The organism is Colwellia meonggei (assembly GCF_057537295.1).
Genome location: NZ_BAAJLZ010000003.1, coordinates 457,295 through 476,554 on the forward strand (window position 1 = coordinate 457,295; position 19,260 = coordinate 476,554).

Genomic DNA, 19,260 nt, shown 5'->3' on the forward strand with positions numbered 1-19,260 from the left:
ATGAAACAATTAGTTAGCGACTTTAGCCAAATCCAAGAAAACAATGTTGTTGAACATAAATTAAGTTGTTTGATGAATGAAGATTTATCCGAAGAGAAAAAACAGCTCTTACGTGGCATTTTAGAACGCGGTTTACCTATTGTAGCTAAACCTTATTTACATATTGCAAAGCAAATATCAGCAACAGAAGCACAAGTGCTATCTCAGATTGAACACTGGCAAACAGATGGTTTAGTTAAGCGTTTTGGCTTAGTGGTGAAGCATCGTCAATTAGGCTACAAAGCCAATGCTATGGTGGTTTGGAATATTGCCGATGAACAAGTAGATAAAGTCGCTGCGATGTTTTCTAGTTATCCAGAAGTGTCTTTATGTTACCGACGTCCACGTCGTTTGCCACATTGGCCATATAACTTATTTTGTATGATTCACGGCACTGATCGCGACATTGTGGTAGCGCAAATTGATGCCATGGTAGAAAAGTTCTCTCTAGCGAGTGTAGAAAAAGATATTTTATTTAGTTTTAAAGCCTATAAGCAACAAGGGGCTCGTTACGGTAGAAAAGGTGTTAATAATGGATAAATCATCGCGTCATTCAACGACGACGCTCGCTGAGTTAACCGCATTAGATAAACAACTGATTAATTTGTTGCAACGTGGTTTACCTATTTCTGAGCGGCCATTTTTGGAAATAGCCGAACAGTTAAACAGTAGTGAAGAGCAGGTTCTTGCACGTTTAAACCACTTAATGGTCAATAAAGTGTTAACACGCTTTGGCCCAATGTTTGATGCAGTATGTTTAGGCGGCGCTTTTACATTGGCTGCTTTAGCGGTTCCTGAGGATAGGTTTGAAGAAGTCACCGAGCAAGTGAATAGCTTTGATGAAGTTGCACACAATTACCGCCGGACCCATGATTATAATATGTGGTTTGTAGTTGGTGCAGAATCAGAAGATGAAGTGAACCAAATTATTAGTGATATTGAGGAAAAAACCTCTCTACCAGTGCTTAATACTCCTAAACTAGAAGAATTTTATGTCCAACTATATCTCCCAGCCTAAAGAATTGACGGCACTTGAGCGTCAATACATTTTACTAACGCAGTCGGGATTACCAATTGTTGCTAAGCCGTATCAGCAAGTAGCCGAAAAATTAGAAGTTTCTGTGGCCGAAGTACTAGCCATGACAGCCGATCTAAAAGAGCGCGGTATTATCCGCAGAATAGCTGCAGTGCCTAACCATTATAAGTTAGGTTATCGCTACAATGGTATGACCGTTTGGGACGTACAAGATAAATATGTCAGTGAATTCGGAAAAGCGGTAGGGCGGCTGCCATTTGTTAGTCATTGTTATTTGCGACCGCGCCATTTACCACGTTGGAACTACAATTTATTTGCCATGGTACATGGTAAAACTGAACAAGAAGTTCAGCAATACCGAACCCAAATCAAAGATTTATTGGAAAATGTTTTCGAGCTGAGAAATGATGATGCAGATCAAGCATGTAAATTTAAAACTAATGATATGTTAACCAGCACAGAGATATTGAAGAAAACAGGCTTGCGATTAAAACGCTAGCTATACTTAAAAAGTTTACATTTTGGTTTTCGCTGTAAAACAAGAACAGCATTAACCTATAAGGATCAAAGCAGATGTTTAGAATTTCACAATTATTAAAAACATTTCATGATGATTTACCGGCGAATAAAGCCCATAAAATGCCAGGACCTGTTGTTATTTGGAATTTGATACGACGTTGTAACTTACGTTGTAAGCATTGCTACTCAACGTCTCTTGATATGGATTTCAAAGATGAATTAAACACAGAGCAAATTAAAGCAACCATTGATGACCTAAAAGTAGCACACGTTCCTGTGCTTATTCTATCCGGTGGCGAGCCATTAATGCGCCCTGATATTTTTGAAATCACAGCATATGCAAAGTCAAAAGGTTTTTATGTTGCATTGTCTACCAATGGTACGCTGATTGATGAATCAAACATTGCACAAATCAAAGCTGCTGACTACCAATATGTTGGTATTAGTATTGACGGTCTTGAAGAGTTCCATGATGAATTCCGTCAACAAAAAGGCAGTTTTAGACAATCAATGCATGCACTTAAATTATGCAAAGAAGCAGGCATTAAAGTGGGTATGCGTTTATGTTTAACACAAGATAACTTTGCTGACTTACCCGCTATGCTTGATTTAATGGAAGAATACAAAGTTGACAAGTTCTACCTATCTCACCTTAATTATTCCGGTCGTGGTAAGCGAAATGCTGAAAACGACGCAGTATTTAAAATGACTAAAGATGCAATGGAAATGTTATATGAGCGCGCTTGGTCACATATTTCTCAAGGTATAGATACTGATTTTGTAACGGGCAATAACGATGCTGATGGACCATTCTTATTGCAATGGGTTGAAAAAAGGTTTGGTGATAAATATCCAGAAAGAATTGCTAATTTAAAACAGCGATTAATTAACTGGGGTGGTAACGCAAGTGGTATTAATGTTGCGAATATTGATAATACCGGCACTATTCACCCTGATACATACTGGTGGAATCACCCAATAGGAAATGTGAAAACGGAAAAATTCTCTGATGTTTGGCGTGATACACAAGATCCTTTAATGCTTGGCTTTAGACAAAGCCCACGCCCAGTAAAGGGACGCTGTGCGAAATGCCAGTATCTTAATATTTGTGGCGGTAACACCCGCACTAGAGCATTCGCGCAATCCAAAGATGCATGGGCAGAAGATCCAGGATGTTATCTAACAGATGCTGAAATTGGTGTACGAACAAAATATCCAGAAAAAGCTGAAATACCATGTGTTGAAGTTTAAACAAATAGTTGTATTGGGCGCATACTAATTAAAGTCGCACTCAATCACATTTAACTTAGTTTTATTAGTGCTAAGTTATTGAAATATAGTTTTATAAATTTAGTGGCCAACATTTTATAATAAATCAGTAGCCGACAAGGTAATGTATAAAATGACACAGTTATCGACTGATAAAGTATCGAGTGAAAAAGAAATGAATACAGATGTATTAAATAAGTTAACTAAGAAGTCTTTCTTGCAGACAGGTGAAGTAGCACTGGTAGGCTCAGGTCCAGGTGATGCCGAACTACTGACGATAAGAGCACTGCGTTTTATTGAGCAAGCTGACGTTGCCATCTATGATCGACTAGTTAGTGATGAGATTATGGCTTTGTTGCCAGATAACTGTGAACGCTTTTATGTTGGTAAAGAACAAGCAAAGCACTGTGTACCGCAAGGCAAAATTAATGAGTTATTGGTTCAATATGCAAAACAAGGCCGTAAAGTTTTGCGCTTAAAAGGCGGTGATCCATTTATTTTTGGTCGAGGCGGCGAAGAAGCTGAGTTTTTATTACAAAATGGCGTTAGCTGTCATGTATGCCCGGGTATTACAGCTGCATCTGGTTGTACTACCTATGCAGGTATTCCGTTAACACATCGTGGTGTTGCTCAAGGTTGTACTTTTATCACAGGTCATATGCAAAATGATGGACAATTAAACCTACCTTGGCAAAGTTTAAGTAGTGAAGCTCAAACCGTAGTTTTTTATATGGGCATTAATACGTTACCTAGTATAACTGAGCAATTAATTAAGCATGGCCGTGCAGCTAGTACACCTGCAGCGCTAATACGCAAAGGCACGCAACCTGAGCAACAGATCTTCCGTGGCAACATTTCTAACTTAGCTGAATTAGTTGAAAAGCATCAAATTACGCCGCCAACACTAATTGTTATTGGTGATGTGGTTAATCAACTGACGGACAGCACATTAGCGAAACCAGGCTTTTTAGATGCTGAAGCTTACCAGACACAAATGCAGTTATCAGCAAAAGCTGGTTAACATTTTCGAATAGTTGAATTGAAATCGTATATTTGCGAAGTGTGACGTTATTATGGAAAAAAGATTAAAGCTATTACAACAATTACCATTTTTGATGAAAAGTGTGTTTTTGTCATCGCTGTTTGCACTGCCATTGGCTGCAAACGAGCATCAACAGAGTGGCGAGTCTTTGTATAAAGAACATTGTCAAACCTGTCATGGTGTTGCTCGTATGGGGGCTATGGGGCCAGCTTTGTTTCCTGAAAACTTATCACGGTTACGTAAGAACAAGGCCATAAAGGTTATTCAAAATGGTCGTGTGGCAACGCAAATGCCATCATTTAGCGAAAAGTTAACGTTGGAGCAAACTGAGCAATTAGTTGAATACATTTATACTAAGCCAAAAACTCAATTAAAGTGGTCAATAGCTGACATTAAAGCAAGTAATATTCAGCATTTTGATCAAAGTAAATTACCAAATAAGCCACAATTCGATGCTGATTTAATGAATTTATTTATCGTTGTCGAATTAGGTGATCATTCAGCGACTTTGTTGAACGGCGATACATTTGAACCAATTACGCGTTTTAAAACCCGCTTTGCATTACATGGTGGCCCAAAATATTCTCCTGATGGCAGGTATGTATATTTCGCATCTCGCGATGGCTGGATAAGCAAATACGATATTTACAATATGAAAGTTGTTGCTGAAGTGCGCGCGGGTATTAATACTCGAAATATAGCCATTTCATCAGATGGTCAATATGCCATCATTGGTAACTATCTTCCTCATAATGTTGTTATCCTCGATACTAAGGATTTATCACCAATTAAATCAATAGATACAGTTGATAGTGAAGGAGTAAGTTCACGGGTGAGTGCTGTATATAATGCGCCACCACGCCATAGTTTTATTGTCGCATTAAAAGATGTTAAAGAAGTTTGGGAAATCCCTTACAGTGATAAAGGTGGTGTAGAAGTATTTAAAGGTTGGGCGCATGATTATCGTAAAGACAGTGGCGAAGGAAAAGTGGAAAACTGGAAAGTTACTGAACAATTTCCAGTTCGAAGAATACGTACTGCTGACTTTTTAGATGACTTTTTCTTTGACCCAGAATATATCAATTTAATTGGTGCATCGCGTGATAGCCATACTGGTCAAGTGATTAACCTTGATGCTAAAAAGAAAGTTGCGACAATTCCAATGGCGGGCATGCCGCATTTAGGCTCAGGCATTACTTGGAATTATCAAGGTAAAACGGTTTTTGCATCGCCGAATATCAAAGAAGGGCTTGTTACGGTTATTGATATGGATAGTTGGAAGGTGATCAAAGAGATTGAAACACTAGGTCCTGGGTTCTTTATGCGTAGCCACAGCAATTCACCTTATGCATGGGTTGATGTTTTCTTTGGCCCGAATAAAAACAAAGTACATGTGATCGATAAAAACACCTTGGAAATTGTTAAAACTTTAGCGCCAGTCGAAGATAAAACAGCAGCGCATGTTGAATTTACAAAAGATGGTAAATATGTGCTGTTAAGTATTTGGGACAAAGACGGCGCAGTCATTATTTACGATGCCAATACCTTGAAAGAAATTAAACGTTTACCGATGAAAAAACCTTCCGGTAAATATAACGTTTTTAATAAAATTAATTATGAAAAGGGCACCAGTCATTAATCCTTAAGGTAATTAAACTACATCTATAATTAGCAAAAAGACGAAACAACATTGTTGTTTCGTCTTTTTTAATATCAACAGAATGCGCTATTAAATTCTAGTTTAGGTCATTTAGTACGTCTATTTAGTACGTCTAATACTACTTGGTGATGGTCTTTGGTTTTAAACTTATTAAAAACATGAGCGATTTTACCATCTAGGCCAATTAAGAAGCTCAAGCGGTGAATGCCGTCATATTCACGACCCATGAATTTCTTTAAACCCCAAACACCGAAAGCGTCAGCAACACTATGGTCTGGATCTGATAATAGTGTGAAGTTTAATTCATCACGTTGACAGAATTTTGCTAAGCGCTTTGGTTCATCAGGACTTATACCAAATACTTTTGTATTAAGTGCTTCAAGCTCACTTTTATTATCACGTAAGGCTTGTGCTTGTACTGTACACCCTGGTGTCATTGCTTTAGGGTAAAAATAGACTAGAACTTGTTTTTTACCAATATAATCAGAGAGGTTTATTTCTTGCTCGTTCTCATCTTTTAATGAAAATAATGGTGCTTGTTCACCAACTGTAATGGTTTTCATAGTATTCCTTTAAAATAAATTTGATTGAACGCTTTTGATGCAACCTTGTACATCAAATTGTTCACATAGCTCAACAAAGTCACTTTCTAGCTTTTCTATGCTGGTATCTTGGTTTAATGCGATCAGAATTGCCGCACTCATATGGTTATTCTCTTGATTTATTTCTGATTTGAGTGACGAAACATCAATATTACGAGTGGCGAAAAATGCTGTAACTGCTTTTAAAATCCCTGGTTGATCAATACCAGCATAGTTGGCTTGGTAATGATGAACAAAATCACGTTCATGATAGCCAGAGGTTCTTTTCATCATAGTGATCAACTCAAGCTCATGTGCAACACTAGGTAATTTACTTTCTAATTGGTAAATAGCTTTGTTGTTGCCGTTGAGTAGCATTATAAGCGTGAACTCTAGACCGAATATTGCCATTCTGCTGTCAATAATGTTACAACCGCACTCACTGGCAAGCTTGGTTAACTCACTAACACTTCCGGTACGATCTGGTCCCATCGCTGTTAATACTAAATACTCGCTCATTAATAAACCTAGTTACCATTTCAAAAGCGTTATTGTAACGCAAATTAAAAATTTAAAAACTAACTAATTTTTTTGATTTATTCTGATAAAAACGCTGTAGTATCTTGTGTTTGGTTTTTCAGGCAAGTACCATGGTGCGCTGATTAATTTAGCGCTATTACTAGGTTTTTTCATCATTAGTTTAAAATCTAGGGAACTAAGCTGAAGTTCAGTAATCAAAAGCGCCGTAGACGTTTAAATTTGTATTTTTTAGTAATGAAAAATAATAATTAAACCGAATTAGTCGTAAAAATTATAAAAGCAAAATTACATTTAAAAGATTCAGGTTTGTATCCTCGGGAGTGTTAATGAATCGCAAGATATTTTATTTTTCATTATTAAGTGTTGCAGTTGCAAGTTGTGGCACTATTAATCATAAAAAAGCAGTAGGGGATTTTGAATATGCCAATCAACGGGAAGCACAAGCACTAAAAATACCCGCTGGACTGGATAAGCCATATCATGCTGATACATTTGCGATAACAAATAAAATAAATACGCAAGGTCCGGTTGGCATTAATGTCGACGTACGGGCACCATCTCTTGTTTTACCTGTTGCGGCTTCAACACGCGCCGAAAACAACTCAGCGGAAGCGAGAGTATGGTTCGACCAAGTATTAGAAAACATTAATCTAAAAGATTTCATTGTAGCAGCACTTAAAAAACAGGTAAGTGTTGATAATATTTTTTTAAAGCAGGTAGATGACAATGGCTTAGTTTATGAGTCAGATTGGTTTCATAGTGAGAAAGAAAAAGGGACGTGGCCATTTACTTCAATCTCTTCTTCAGAAAGTAAGCGCTATCGTTATACACTTGAAGAAAAATCACATGGCCGCAGTGTCGCTCTGCGGGTTAAGTTGATTGAGTATATGAAAACTGATGAAACAGGTGGTAGTAAGTTAATTGATATTATTGATCAGCAACGAGCTGAAATGAATATGCTCAATGAAGTTATTTCACAAGTTGATTATCAATACCGATTAAAACAAAGAGAAAATAGATTATTACGTGCTAATCAAAAATTTGTATCTTTAGGTGAAAATAGTATTGGTGAAGCAGCATATATCGTTGAAATTAGTGCTGACTTATTATGGTCAAATTTGCCGGTATTTTTTGAAGATCATGGCTTTATAATTGAAGATCTAAATGAAAGTGATAAAGTCTACTTTGTTGATTATAAACAACCTGAGTCTAGTTTATGGGATTCAATTTGGGGTGATGATGTACCTGTTGTAGAGATCCCTAACGGTAAATATCAATTTAAAGTTGAAAGTATTAATGAAACATCCACAGTGACCATCTTCAATGAACAAGGTGAGGCATTACCGGAAAGTATTTTAAAATCTATAGCAGCTGTAATGGAGCCTGGCTTATCATTTAAAGATGCGTTCTAGCTTCGTTAGCAAAAAGATATTATTGTGATATTAAAATAGAAAACTCCGTTAATCGGAGTTTTTTTATAACTAAATTTAGTGTGGTCTCTTTGAAAAGGTCGCTTTTTTTGATTCAGTTTTATTAGTTCTAGGTAGTGTTTCTTTTAAATCGTTTAAACCTTTTTTGCGTAATGGCGTTTTGGCACTTTTTTGAAAGGTGCTAAAATTTCCAATTAAGATCACTAGTGCAATTATAATAATAACCGGCGCTACCCAACTTGCGCTCAAGATACTGCTCATAAATAAATTCTCCAGTTTTACTTTTCAGTGAAACATTAAAAGATATTAGCTACAGGCTAAAAGTTTCTGTAGTCATATATTAGTCAGGAATGGATGCGACATTACTGATATAGCGTTGATAAAGCTCAGGCAACAATTGTAATAATTGCTCTTTGCCAAGTATATCACTTTCCGTAATGATATTTTCTAACAGGCTAATATTGTGCAACTGCTGATATTGACTTGCGATAGGGTGATAAGATAGATGCCATGGCTCTGCCGCCACACCACCGCGAAATTTATCGTACGGAAAATAAAAGCCGAACTTCGCCGAATTTTTTGCTAACCAAATGGTTAGCGGAGAAAAAGGGCCATTTTTCTGGTATTCCCAAGGCTCTAGCTTTAAAGCTTGATCTTCTTTTAATAGGTTAGGTGCATAAACATCAATATCACAGCCCCAATGATGACGGCTTGCACCAGGCAATGCTGAAAACAACATGATGGCATGAATTTTTTCATTATCGCTTAGAAGCGATAAATCTATTATGTTACCTTCTTCATCCTTGATGATTGATTTGCCATTAAATTTATTGTTCCAAATCGTTAATTGCCGTGAAAAATCACGAAAGCCACTGGCAATTTTAAGCTCGATATTTTTCGCTTTTGCCGCCGTTTGCATGTCTTCATAGGCATTTACCATTTCTTGGTGAATGCCGAGATTTTCGGTTAGCCAATGAATATGTTGGTCAGTTTTCCCCGTTAGGATCTTTTCGATTTCAGGCATTACTTTTTATCAGTTAGCGTGTTAACTAAGGTTTGGTAATAAACATCAGTTAACGTAATCAAGTCATTAACGGATACACTTTCGTTAACTTGATGAATGGTCGCGTTACAAGGCCCTAATTCAACAACCTGTGCGCCTGTAGGCGCAATAAACCGGCCGTCAGATGTACCGCCACTGGTTGATAATTCGGTGTTAGTGCCTGCACATTTTTTTATCGCATGAGTTACTGAATCAACTAATGTACCGGGCTCAGTAATAAAAGGCTGGCCATTAAATGTCCAATTGATCTCGTAATCCAGTTTATGTTGAGTTAATAAGGCATTAACTTTATCAACAATCATCTGGGCAGTTAATTCAGTACTATAACGTAGATTAAACCATGCGGTTAAATGCCCAGGCACAACATTAGTCGCGCCTGTACCAGACTGAATGTTAGAAAGTTGAAAACTTGTTGGCGGGAAATATTCATTACCGTTGTCCCAATGCAATTGGCTCAATTCTGTTAATGCTGGCGTAGCTAAATGAATGGGGTTATTAACATGCTCTGGATAGGCAACATGACCTTGTTTACCATGAATATGAAGTTCACCCGAAATGGAGCCACGACGGCCATTTTTAACAATATCCCCTAGCTTTTTAGTGCTTGAAGGTTCTCCAACTATACAATAGTCAATTTTTTCATTACGTGCTTCTAGAGTATCAATCACGCGAGTTGTGCCATTAATAAATGGACCTTCTTCATCGCTGGTAATTAGAAAAGCAATTGAACCATTGTGATCAGGGTAGTCGCTTACAAAACGCTCTGTAGCAACAACCATAGCGGCTAAACTTCCTTTCATATCAGCCGCACCTCGGCCATATAGCATGCCATCTATGATCGTTGCTTGAAAAGGAGGTGTTTGCCATAGTTCGAGATTGCCAGCAGGCACTACATCAGTATGTCCCGCAAAACAAAATACCGGACCAGCATTACCACGACGAGACCATAAGTTAGTCGTGTCTTCAAACACCATTGTTTCGTTATTAAAACCAACTGCAGCTAGACGTTCAGACATCATTTTTTGACAGCCACAATCTTCAGGAGTGACAGACGGACGATTTATAAGTGCTTCGGTTAGTGCGATTGTTTGATCATTAGGAGTTGTCATTATTGTTATCTAATCTTTTTCGTCTGGTTAAGTTTAGTTAAACATTGCCTGGTAATTATCAGCTTTAAAGCCAACTGTTAATTTACCATCTTTGATCAAAACAGGACGTTTAATTAATGTCGGTTGTTTGAGCATTTCTTGAAACACATTTTCTTTTGTTAAATTGCTTTTGATGCTTTCATCTAGGTTTCTGAAGGTGGTGCTGCGTTTATTAAGTAATTCATTGAAATCAATTAATTCAAAAAATTGTGCTAACAATGATTCAGAAAAACCATCTTTTCTAAAGTCATGAAAGGTGAAATCAATGTCATTGGCGGTTAACCATTTTTGTGTTTTTTTAACTGTATCGCAGTTATGAATGCCGTATATCGTTGTCATAAGGTGTCCGAATTTAGATTACTTGATAATTATTGTTAATAAGGGCTGTTTTTGCCGCGTTAAATTTGTTTGATTTTACGAGTACATAGTCAGTGTCGAAAGTAGATATGGCGAAAATGCTGATTTTTTCATTAGCTAATACGGTAGAGATACTCGACATAATACCGGTTAATGAAAAATCAAGAGGGCCGACTACTTCAAATGCTTGCCAGTCGCGCTCAACTTCTTCACTGTCTATTTCAATGCCTTCAGGGAGTACAATCGATATTTCATCATAGGTTTTTGCTAAGAAAAATATAGGTGCATTAAAAACTACATCAGGTATTGAGCTTTCACGCCTAAGGCTATGAATGGCAAAAGTTTCACTTAAATGGCGTAGCGTTAAATTGCTCATAACTTAAAGAGGCTTAGTTCATAGATGATGTTGTTACTATAGCGGTTAAAGGTTAGGAACTCTAGCAATTATAAGCGTCATAAATATTTGTTTAGTAAATAGCTAGTGGTTAATTTGTTGTGGTTAACCAGTATAAATGCACTGTTTGAGGGATAATTGCTGCTTTTGTCATGTATTAACAAGTTTACTGGTGATTAATCTGCACACTAATTCAAGATGAATGTAAGAATCGTATATTAAATGATATCCACATAAGCTGTGGATATCATTGTGTGCAACTAATGTTTAACTAGTAATGCTGTTGTATTATAAGGATTTATTTAACTGGTTAAAAAATATCACTTTATAAAAATGGGGATAATTAATAGTTAAGTTGTAGAAATGTATGCTTAGAAGGGAAACAGCAAGAAGATCCCTTTATCTATATAAGAGATCTTCTTTTAATTGCTTCTAAAACGTACTGAGCTACATTTGTGCTTGAATTGCAGTCAATGCAATGGTGTAAACAATATCGTCAACGAGCGCACCGCGAGAAAGATCGTTAACTGGCTTACGCATACCTTGTAACATTGGACCGATACTGACCAAGTCAGCAGAACGTTGCACAGCTTTATAGGTAGTATTACCAGTATTTAAATCTGGGAATACGAAAACGTTTGCTTGACCAGCGACAGGGCTATTAGGCGCTTTTTTACGGGCAACATTCTCCATAATTGCAGCATCATATTGTAGTGGCCCGTCTATGATCAGGTCTGGTCTTTTCTCTTGAGCAATCTTAGTTGCAGCAGCTACTTTTTCAACATCAGCACCAAAACCTGAAGTACCAGTACTATAGCTGATCATGGCAACCTTTGGCTCGATGCCGAATTGAATGGCTGAGTCAGCTGATTGAATGGCAATATCAGCAAGTTGTTCTGCATTTGGCTCAGGGTTAATTGCACAGTCACCATAAATTAATACTTGATCCGGCAATAACATAAAGAAAATAGAAGATACAAGTGAACTGCCCTCGGCGGTTTTAATTAATTGCAGAGCAGGTCGGATAGTGTTGGCTGTGGTGTTAACTGCACCCGAGACTAAACCATCAACTTGTCCAAGTTGTAGCATCATAGTTGCTAAGGCAACATTATCTTTAAGCTCTTGTTTAGCGACTACTTCAGTTAAGCCTTTTGCTTTTCTCAGCTCAACCATAGGTGCGACATAGTTATCACGAATATTATCAGGATCAGTAATTAAAAGACCTGAAGGTAGGTTAATACCTTGTTGTTCGGCAATTCGTAAAATAGTTTCTTTATTGCCAATTAGCTGGCATCGAGCAATATTTCGTTCAACACAAATTGCTGCAGCTTTAATTGTGCGAATATCGGTACCTTCTGGTAATACAATTAACTTATTTGCTTGGCGTGCTAATTCGGTTAACTTGTGTCTAAATGCCGGTGGTGACATTTTATCACTTATGGTGGCCTTATTACTTAATTGTGTTAACCAATCGCTGGCTAAGTTATCAGCAACATATTCTTTTACCTTGTCTTGGCGTTGCACGTCATCCTGCGGAATTTCAGGGTTGAAATTCATTAAATGACGTGAGGTTTGCCAAGTGTCCCATGGCACTGACAATACAGGCAAGCCAGCATCAAGCGCTTGTTGGCAAAGGTTTATAATATTCTCATTAGGTACATACCCATTCGTTAATACCAGTGCTGATACTTTTGTTCCGTTTAGCGCTGATAAACATGTCGCTATGATTATATCAGTGCGATCACCTGGCGTTACAATAAGTCGACTTGGTTGTAAGTGGCTCATTAAATTACCGACACTTCGCGCACAAAAGCTAATGCTGCGAATACGGCGATGTTCCATATCGCCACTATTGATAATATCTGCATTTAGGTAATTCGCAATATCTAGTACTCGTGGTGCGATCAAGTCCATTTCCCATGGCACGGTGCCAAGTAAGTCGAAATGTCTGTTTTTAAAAATGGATAAATTAATGAGTGGTGTTAAATCTAACGCTTGATTAAATTCATTTTCCCGCGGTAATAAGCCATATTCATCTTTATCGGGGGAATTGATTTTATTAACAATGCAACCAATTAATTTGGGGTTTTTAATACCACCAAAAGTTTCAGCGCTCATTTCAATTCGGTCTTCAAACTCTTCTACTGAATCATTGTCTTGCGCCGCGACTAAAACAATTTCTGCCGAAAGAGCCTGTGCAACATCACGATTTATACGTCCAGCATATGGTTGACGTGTTGTTGGGATCAAGCCTTCGATAATAACCACATCATGCGCTTTATCTATCGTGTTAAAGTTTTCAACAATCTGTTCTAAAACAATATCATGATGACCATCACCCATTTGTTGCTCAACATAGGATAACGCTATAGAGTCAGAAGTGTCGTTAGCTGCATCCTTTCTTGTATTTGTGCGACGATTACGTGCAGGTTGTGAAATAGGTTTAAAATGGCCAACATTGATCCCTTTTTGTTGACAGGCATGAATTAGACCTAACGCAATACTGCTTAAACCAACGCCAAAACCAGCGGGTATTAACATAATTCGATGTGCCATAATTAAGACTCCTGGTTTAATAGTTGAAAAGTTTGTTCTGCAATTACCCATTCTTCATTAGTGGCAATAACCCACGCTGAGCGAGAATATTCTGTGGTGATCCGTCCTGATTTACCAAAGCGGTTAGCAATGTTTGCATCAACATCGGTTTTAAAATTAAGAAGACTTAATTGAGATAGTATTTTTTCTCGAATAATATCGGAGTTTTCGCCAATACCACCAGTAAAAATAATACCGTCTAATTCGGTTAAGCTGGCTGTAAAAGAAGCGATAGATTTAGCAATTCGGTAACAAAAAACATCAAGTGCTAATGCCGCTTGTCGATTGTTATCTTCAAGATAGGCTGTTTCAATGGTTCTACAATCGTTACTTAATTGTGATACGCCAAGTAAGCCACTTTGCTTATTTAACATATTGTCTACTTCTTCAACGCTGTAATTAAGTTGGTTTACCAGGTGGAAAATAATTCCAGGATCAACATCACCACTGCGTGTACCCATCATAACGCCTTCTAAAGGAGTCATGCCTAAGCTGGTATCTACACTTTTACCGTCCTTAATAGCTGCAACACTGCAGCCATTGCCTAAATGCGCACTAATAAAGCTACATTGGGCCAGTGGTTTACTTAGGATTGACGCTGCTTGTTGTGCAACAAAGTAATGACTTGTGCCGTGAAAACCGTAACGCCTAATGCCATGCTCGCTATACAATTGATAAGGAATACCGTAAATATAGGCTTTCTCTGGCATGGTTTGATGAAATGCAGTATCAAAAATAGCAACTTGTGGTAAAGCAGGAAAAGCTGACTCTGCCGCAGCTATACCGGTCAAGTTAGCAGGATTATGTAATGGTGCTAATCGCGCGAGTTTTTCTATGGTTGCTTTAACATCATTATCAATTAAGGTCGGTTGGCAATATGTTTCACCACCATGAACAACACGATGTCCTATGGCAGAAATACAGCTAATTAACTCGTGCGCAGTTAAGTAAGCAACTAATGATTGAATGGCAGTTTGATGATCAAACGGCGTAGGAATTTGTTGCTGCTGCTTGTTACCATCATGTTTAATTTTAATGATGGCTTGCTCTGATAATAGACGTTCCGCCAATCCTGATAATAAAGTTGCTCCATTAACAGGGTTAATTAATGAAAACTTTAACGATGAACTGCCACAATTTAAAACTAAAATAAAATTATTTTCCATAATTCACAAAATGCCGTCTTTACAATGTCTTAATGGCGTTCATTATAGTGCAATAAATTGTTAAAAGTGTTGATGTTGTGCAATAAAATGTAATCAATCAGGGTCTTTAGCGTAAGTTATTAACAACTTTGTGCTATCTTTTAAGTAAACCTTGTTGTAGTGTGTCGCCTATGAAGTTATCTGTATTTGAAATAATTACCCTTGGCCGAAAATACATGGATTTATGGCCTAAGCGCGCCGAACTTGAGCAGTACTTTGCTGACTATTATGCGGTCAAGGTTAGTCGCCTTGTGTGTCGGGTTATGCCTGGATTAGCCTTATTTTGCTTTATTATGCAATTGTACTTTGGCTCAACAACACTGTTACCTCAAGCCTTATTGTATAGTTTTTGTATCTTAAGCTTTCCATTACAGGCTTTAATATTTATGGGTTTGAAAGCTGATAAGTTTTTGCCACCAGCGTTAGCCAGTTGGTACAAAGAAAGTGTTGCACGAGTTAATCAAGGTGGTGGTGAAATTAAGTTGTCAACTCAACGCCCACGCTACTTAGATTTAGCTTACTTATTGAATCTTACTTTTCAAGATAAACAAAACTCTCTGTAAATTCTGGCGGCATTATAAAATGTCGCTAATCCAATACTAAATTCTTAATTATTTTTACACCGCTGATTAATTTTTTGTACTTGCAGTAATTTGTAAGTACAAACAGGGTATTTATGATTATTTAAGCTTTTTGGTAAAGTCGTATTAAAAAGTCAGCTTGGCAGGTAAAGTTATTCATAGTTTGTAATTTTGCTTTTACTTCTTCACTTGCTTTGAAGGCAAATGGTGTCATTGACAATAGGTTTAATGTGTCTTCGCCGCTTGCCAAAGTCATCGGATAAGAAAGGTTTTCTTGATGAACTAAGGTTAGATGCTCAATCGGCAGCTTTTCTTCATCATGTTCTTGAGCATTGAGGTAAATCTGTTGCTTTAATTGCATTAAATGTTGTTTTGCAGGTGTTACCGTTAATAAGTAGCCGCCACTTGCCAACACACGAGTAAACTCAGCTTCTAAAATTGGAGCATAAATTGAGAATACCCAAGAAAATTGCAGCGAAGCAAACGGCAGTTTTGACAAAGTTGCAACGCTAAAATGGCATTCAGGATATTTTTTACCGGCTTTTTTTATTGCTTCTTTTGCTATATCAACACCATAAACAATATTATCTACTGTGCTATGTTGATGAGTATAAAAGCCTTCACCGCAACCGGCATCTAAAATTGTCTTTGGTAATGATTTATTGGAAATCGACTTTTGATAAAGTGAAACTATTTTATCAACTAACGGTTGGTAATAACCTTTCTCTAGAAACGCACGTCTGGCGTTAACCATAGCTTTATTATCACCAGGATTTTTAGAATGCTTAAATTGTACTGGTAATAAATTTAAATAGTTCTCCTTGGCAAGATCAAAACTATGATTATTATCACAACGATAGCGCTTTTCATGGCTAACAAGAGCTAAGTTACAAAGTGGACAGGTATAGTGCAGAGCAGTCATAAATAGTATTAAAAATTAATTAAATTGAATGGTGAAAGTTGCAAAGAATAAAATCTTTGCAACTTTAGAATAGCATTAGGCTTTAAAAGTTGACCAAATAGGTGCATGGTCAGATGGCTTTTCGATGCCACGAAGCTCGTAATCTACATCTGATTCAATACAACGTTTAGCAAAGTTTTCTGTTGCTAAAACCACATCTATGCGTAAGCCTCGGTTATCATCAAAACCTCGAGAGCGGTAGTCAAACCAAGAGTATCTTTCCTCACGTGTTGGATGTAACTCTCTGAAGGTGTCTTTAAAGCCCCAATTCATTAATGTTGCTAACCATTCTCTTTCTTCTGGTTGGAAACTACATTTACCAGTCTTTAACCAACGCTTACGATTTGGTTCACCAATACCAATATCTAAATCAGTAGGTGAAATATTGATATCGCCCATGACAACAACATTTTCATCGGCGCAGTGATTTTCGTTTAAGTATTGCATTAAGTCTTTATAAAATTGGCGCTTGTATGGATATTTTGTTTCATGACTAATATTATCGCCTTGCGGAAAGTAGCCATTAAGTACCGTCACTTTTTCACCATTCTCATCAGTGGTCTCCACCATGATCATGCGTTTTTGTGCTTCATCATCATCGGTTGGAAAACCCTTAGTCACAACATTGGCTTCTTTTTTACATAGCATAGCAACACCATAATGTGCCTTTTGGCCATGAAAATAAACGTGATAGCCCATTGCTTCAACATCTGCTAGTGGAAATGCTTCGTCGTGTACCTTAATTTCTTGCAAGCCAATAATATCGGGTTGGTGCTTATCGATAATAGCTTGCAGTTGATGTAAGCGGGCGCGTAGGCCATTAATATTAAAAGAGATGATTTTCATGTCTTAGCTCGGTAATAATTTTTTGCTAATGCTAACAGATGTTGCAAATAAGCGCGAAAGAGATTTCAAGCTAATTAAGCTTCCTTTATGTTAATACATACTTTGTTACGTATTTTTAACAACTGCTTGTAGTATGTTTTTTCGCCCTTGTTATAAACTGCAGGCTTAGGTTATATTGTGAAATGAGTATTTTTTTATTATTAATGCTTTTTATTCAGTGTCTTAGTTTAATGTAAACTGAATAAGTTAAATGGTTGAAGCAGTAACTTGCCGTATAAAACTAAAAAATGTAAAAATAAAAATAAATTGAGGAAAGGGAAATGCAAAGACGTGATTTTATTAAACTTACCGGCGTAGGTGCGGGTGGGTTAATGTTGCCAATGTCTGGCTTAGCCGTGTCGGCAGATCAATTATTAGATAAACCGATGGACGTTGCGTATAAGAAAAAGCTCGCCGATATCGCTTTAAATGCTGCCAAAGCTAAAGGCGCAACCTATGCAGACGCGCGTATTGGACGTTACTTAAATCAATTTGTTACCACGCAAGAAAAACGTGTTGATAATATTGTTAATACAGAATCAGCCGGTATTGGTATTCGTGTTATTGCTAATGGCACCTGGGGTTTTGCCTCAACGTCAAACATGACCCCTGACAGCGTTGCGAAAACAGCAGAAAAAGCGGTTGCTGTGGCTATGGCTAATTCGAAATTTCAAACGGTTCCTGTGCAGTTAGCGCCAGTTAAAGGTGTTGGGGAAGTAAGTTGGAATACACCTATTAAGAAAAATGCCCTAGAAATCCCTATTAAAGAGAAAGTTGATTTATTACTGTCGGTAAATGATGCTGCTATGTCGAACGGTGCTAACTATATTACTTCTATCTTGTTTTTAGTGAACGAGCAAAAATATTTCGCTTCTACCGATGGTTCATACATCGACCAAGATGTGCATCGTCTATGGGCACCGTTCTTCGCCACCGCAGTTGGTGCGTCGGGCTTTAAGCAGCGCACAGGTTTAGGTAATCCGGTTGGAATGGGATTTGAATACTTAGACGGTAAAGAAGAAGATAAAATTCGTATTTCGGGAGCAAATGTCGGATATAAAAATTCTTATGACATGCTTGAAGATGCAACAGCGGCAGGTAAGCAACTACAGGCGAAATTGAAAGCAAAATCAGTAGAACCTGGAAAATATGACTTAGTTTTAGATCCTGCGCATCTAATGCTAACTATTCATGAATCTGTAGGTCATCCATTGGAATTAGACCGAGTATTAGGTTATGAAGCAAACTTTGCCGGCACAAGTTTCGCAACACTAGATAAATGGAAAAGTGGCAAATTTAATTACGGTTCAAACATTGTTAATTTGTTTGCTGATAAAACCCAACCATATTCATTAGGTAATGTCGGCTACGATGATGAAGGGGTTAAAACCAAAGAGTGGGATCTTGTTAAAGACGGTACTTTGGTGAACTATCAGGCAACACGTGATCAGGTTCATATGATAGATCAAAAAGAATCTCACGGTTGTTGTTATTCACAAAGCTGGCGTGATGTTCAATTTCAGCGCATGCCAAATGTTTCTTTAAAACCTAATGAGAAAGACTTATCAGCTGATGATGTGATTAAAGATGTTGAAAATGGCATTTATATCGCTGGTCGTGGCTCATTTTCAATTGATCAGCAACGCTATAATTTTCAGTTTGGTGGTCAGTTATTCTTTGAAATTAAAAACGGTAAAATTACCGAGCAAATTGAAGACGTTGCTTATCAGTCAAATACCCAGCAATTTTGGAATAGCTGTAGTCAGTTAGCGGGTAAATCAGACTATCGAGTTGGCGGTTCATTTTTCGACGGCAAAGGTCAACCATCGCAAGTTAGTGCAGTTTCTCATGGTTGTCCAACGACACGTTTTAATAATATCAACGTGATCAATACCGCCCGTAAAGTGTAATTTCACTCAAATTTGACGACATAATAAAGAATAAAAGGAAGCTAA

At 37.5% G+C, this 19,260-nt stretch carries 19 protein-coding genes; 9 read left to right on the forward strand and 10 right to left on the reverse strand.

What is annotated here, in order from left to right:
* The 6 genes from ahbB (AC27E9_RS10530) (at position 1) to AC27E9_RS10555 (ending at position 5,544) form a co-directional block, all read left to right on the forward strand.
* Positions 1-579, forward strand: a complete 579-nt coding sequence (ahbB, locus tag AC27E9_RS10530; protein WP_487129909.1) for a siroheme decarboxylase subunit beta — start codon at positions 1-3, stop codon at positions 577-579.
* Positions 572-1,057 carry an Lrp/AsnC family transcriptional regulator gene (locus AC27E9_RS10535; protein WP_487129910.1) on the forward strand — a complete coding sequence of 162 codons (486 nt, stop codon included), beginning with the start codon at positions 572-574 and terminating at the stop codon, positions 1,055-1,057. Before ahbB (AC27E9_RS10530) ends, AC27E9_RS10535 begins: the two co-directional genes overlap by 8 nt.
* Positions 1,032-1,574 carry a siroheme decarboxylase subunit beta gene (ahbB, locus tag AC27E9_RS10540; protein ID WP_487129911.1) on the forward strand — a complete coding sequence of 181 codons (543 nt, stop codon included), beginning with the start codon at positions 1,032-1,034 and terminating at the stop codon, positions 1,572-1,574. Before AC27E9_RS10535 ends, ahbB (AC27E9_RS10540) begins: the two co-directional genes overlap by 26 nt.
* Before the next feature lie 74 nt (positions 1,575-1,648).
* Complete coding sequence (nirJ, locus tag AC27E9_RS10545; RefSeq protein WP_487129913.1) at positions 1,649-2,845, forward strand: heme d1 biosynthesis radical SAM protein NirJ; 1,197 nt, start codon at positions 1,649-1,651, stop codon at positions 2,843-2,845.
* 151 nt (positions 2,846-2,996) lie between these two features.
* Positions 2,997-3,884 carry a uroporphyrinogen-III C-methyltransferase gene (gene cobA, locus AC27E9_RS10550; RefSeq protein WP_487129915.1) on the forward strand — a complete coding sequence of 296 codons (888 nt, stop codon included), beginning with the start codon at positions 2,997-2,999 and terminating at the stop codon, positions 3,882-3,884.
* A 52-nt stretch (positions 3,885-3,936) separates the two neighbouring features.
* Complete coding sequence (locus AC27E9_RS10555; RefSeq protein ID WP_487129917.1) at positions 3,937-5,544, forward strand: cytochrome D1 domain-containing protein; 1,608 nt, start codon at positions 3,937-3,939, stop codon at positions 5,542-5,544.
* Positions 5,545-5,651: 107 nt separating this feature from the next.
* On the opposite strand, the gene bcp is transcribed toward AC27E9_RS10555, so the two are convergent.
* Positions 5,652-6,128, reverse strand: a complete 477-nt coding sequence (bcp, locus tag AC27E9_RS10560; RefSeq protein ID WP_487129919.1) for a thioredoxin-dependent thiol peroxidase — start codon at positions 6,126-6,128, stop codon at positions 5,652-5,654.
* A gap of 9 nt (positions 6,129-6,137) precedes the next feature.
* Positions 6,138-6,665: a glycine cleavage system transcriptional repressor gene (locus AC27E9_RS10565; RefSeq protein ID WP_487129921.1), complete on the reverse strand. Its 528-nt coding sequence runs from the start codon at positions 6,663-6,665 to the stop codon at positions 6,138-6,140.
* A 347-nt stretch (positions 6,666-7,012) separates the two neighbouring features.
* Between AC27E9_RS10565 and bamC the strand changes: the two genes are divergently transcribed.
* Entirely contained in the window at positions 7,013-8,098 is a 1,086-nt protein-coding gene (bamC, locus tag AC27E9_RS10570) for an NlpB/DapX family lipoprotein (protein WP_487129922.1), read from the forward strand.
* A gap of 358 nt (positions 8,099-8,456) precedes the next feature.
* Here bamC and AC27E9_RS10575 read toward each other — a convergent pair whose 3' ends face one another.
* The 6 genes from AC27E9_RS10575 to AC27E9_RS10600 all read right to left on the reverse strand — a co-directional run bounded on the left by AC27E9_RS10575 (position 8,457) and on the right by AC27E9_RS10600 (position 14,839).
* Positions 8,457-9,140 carry a M15 family metallopeptidase gene (locus AC27E9_RS10575; protein WP_487129923.1) on the reverse strand — a complete coding sequence of 228 codons (684 nt, stop codon included), beginning with the start codon at positions 9,138-9,140 and terminating at the stop codon, positions 8,457-8,459.
* Positions 9,140-10,288: a succinyl-diaminopimelate desuccinylase gene (gene dapE / locus AC27E9_RS10580; RefSeq protein ID WP_487129925.1), complete on the reverse strand. Its 1,149-nt coding sequence runs from the start codon at positions 10,286-10,288 to the stop codon at positions 9,140-9,142. The genes AC27E9_RS10575 and dapE overlap by 1 nt, the downstream gene beginning before the upstream one ends.
* A gap of 33 nt (positions 10,289-10,321) precedes the next feature.
* Positions 10,322-10,666, reverse strand: coding sequence for an arsenate reductase (locus tag AC27E9_RS10585; protein WP_487129927.1), 345 nt, complete (start codon positions 10,664-10,666; stop codon positions 10,322-10,324).
* Between the two features lie 13 nt (positions 10,667-10,679).
* Positions 10,680-11,060, reverse strand: coding sequence for an ACT domain-containing protein (locus AC27E9_RS10590; RefSeq protein ID WP_487129929.1), 381 nt, complete (start codon positions 11,058-11,060; stop codon positions 10,680-10,682).
* 465 nt (positions 11,061-11,525) lie between these two features.
* Positions 11,526-13,634, reverse strand: a complete 2,109-nt coding sequence (gene pta, locus AC27E9_RS10595) for a phosphate acetyltransferase (RefSeq protein ID WP_487129930.1) — start codon at positions 13,632-13,634, stop codon at positions 11,526-11,528.
* A 2-nt stretch (positions 13,635-13,636) separates the two neighbouring features.
* Complete coding sequence (locus tag AC27E9_RS10600) at positions 13,637-14,839, reverse strand: acetate/propionate family kinase (protein WP_487129932.1); 1,203 nt, start codon at positions 14,837-14,839, stop codon at positions 13,637-13,639.
* A gap of 170 nt (positions 14,840-15,009) precedes the next feature.
* Between AC27E9_RS10600 and yfbV the strand changes: the two genes are divergently transcribed.
* On the forward strand, positions 15,010-15,441 hold the full coding sequence (gene yfbV / locus AC27E9_RS10605) for a terminus macrodomain insulation protein YfbV (protein WP_487129934.1): 432 nt from the start codon (positions 15,010-15,012) through the stop codon (positions 15,439-15,441).
* A 121-nt stretch (positions 15,442-15,562) separates the two neighbouring features.
* On the opposite strand, the gene rlmA is transcribed toward yfbV, so the two are convergent.
* Positions 15,563-16,381 carry a 23S rRNA (guanine(745)-N(1))-methyltransferase gene (gene rlmA / locus AC27E9_RS10610; RefSeq protein ID WP_487129936.1) on the reverse strand — a complete coding sequence of 273 codons (819 nt, stop codon included), beginning with the start codon at positions 16,379-16,381 and terminating at the stop codon, positions 15,563-15,565.
* Between the two features lie 75 nt (positions 16,382-16,456).
* On the reverse strand, positions 16,457-17,266 hold the full coding sequence (gene xthA / locus AC27E9_RS10615; protein WP_487129938.1) for an exodeoxyribonuclease III: 810 nt from the start codon (positions 17,264-17,266) through the stop codon (positions 16,457-16,459).
* A gap of 320 nt (positions 17,267-17,586) precedes the next feature.
* On the opposite strand from xthA, the gene AC27E9_RS10620 reads away from it, so the two are divergent.
* A complete protein-coding gene (locus AC27E9_RS10620) occupies positions 17,587-19,215 on the forward strand; it encodes a TldD/PmbA family protein (protein WP_487129940.1) in 1,629 nt (542 codons plus the stop codon).
* Positions 19,216-19,260: the final 45 nt, after the last annotated feature.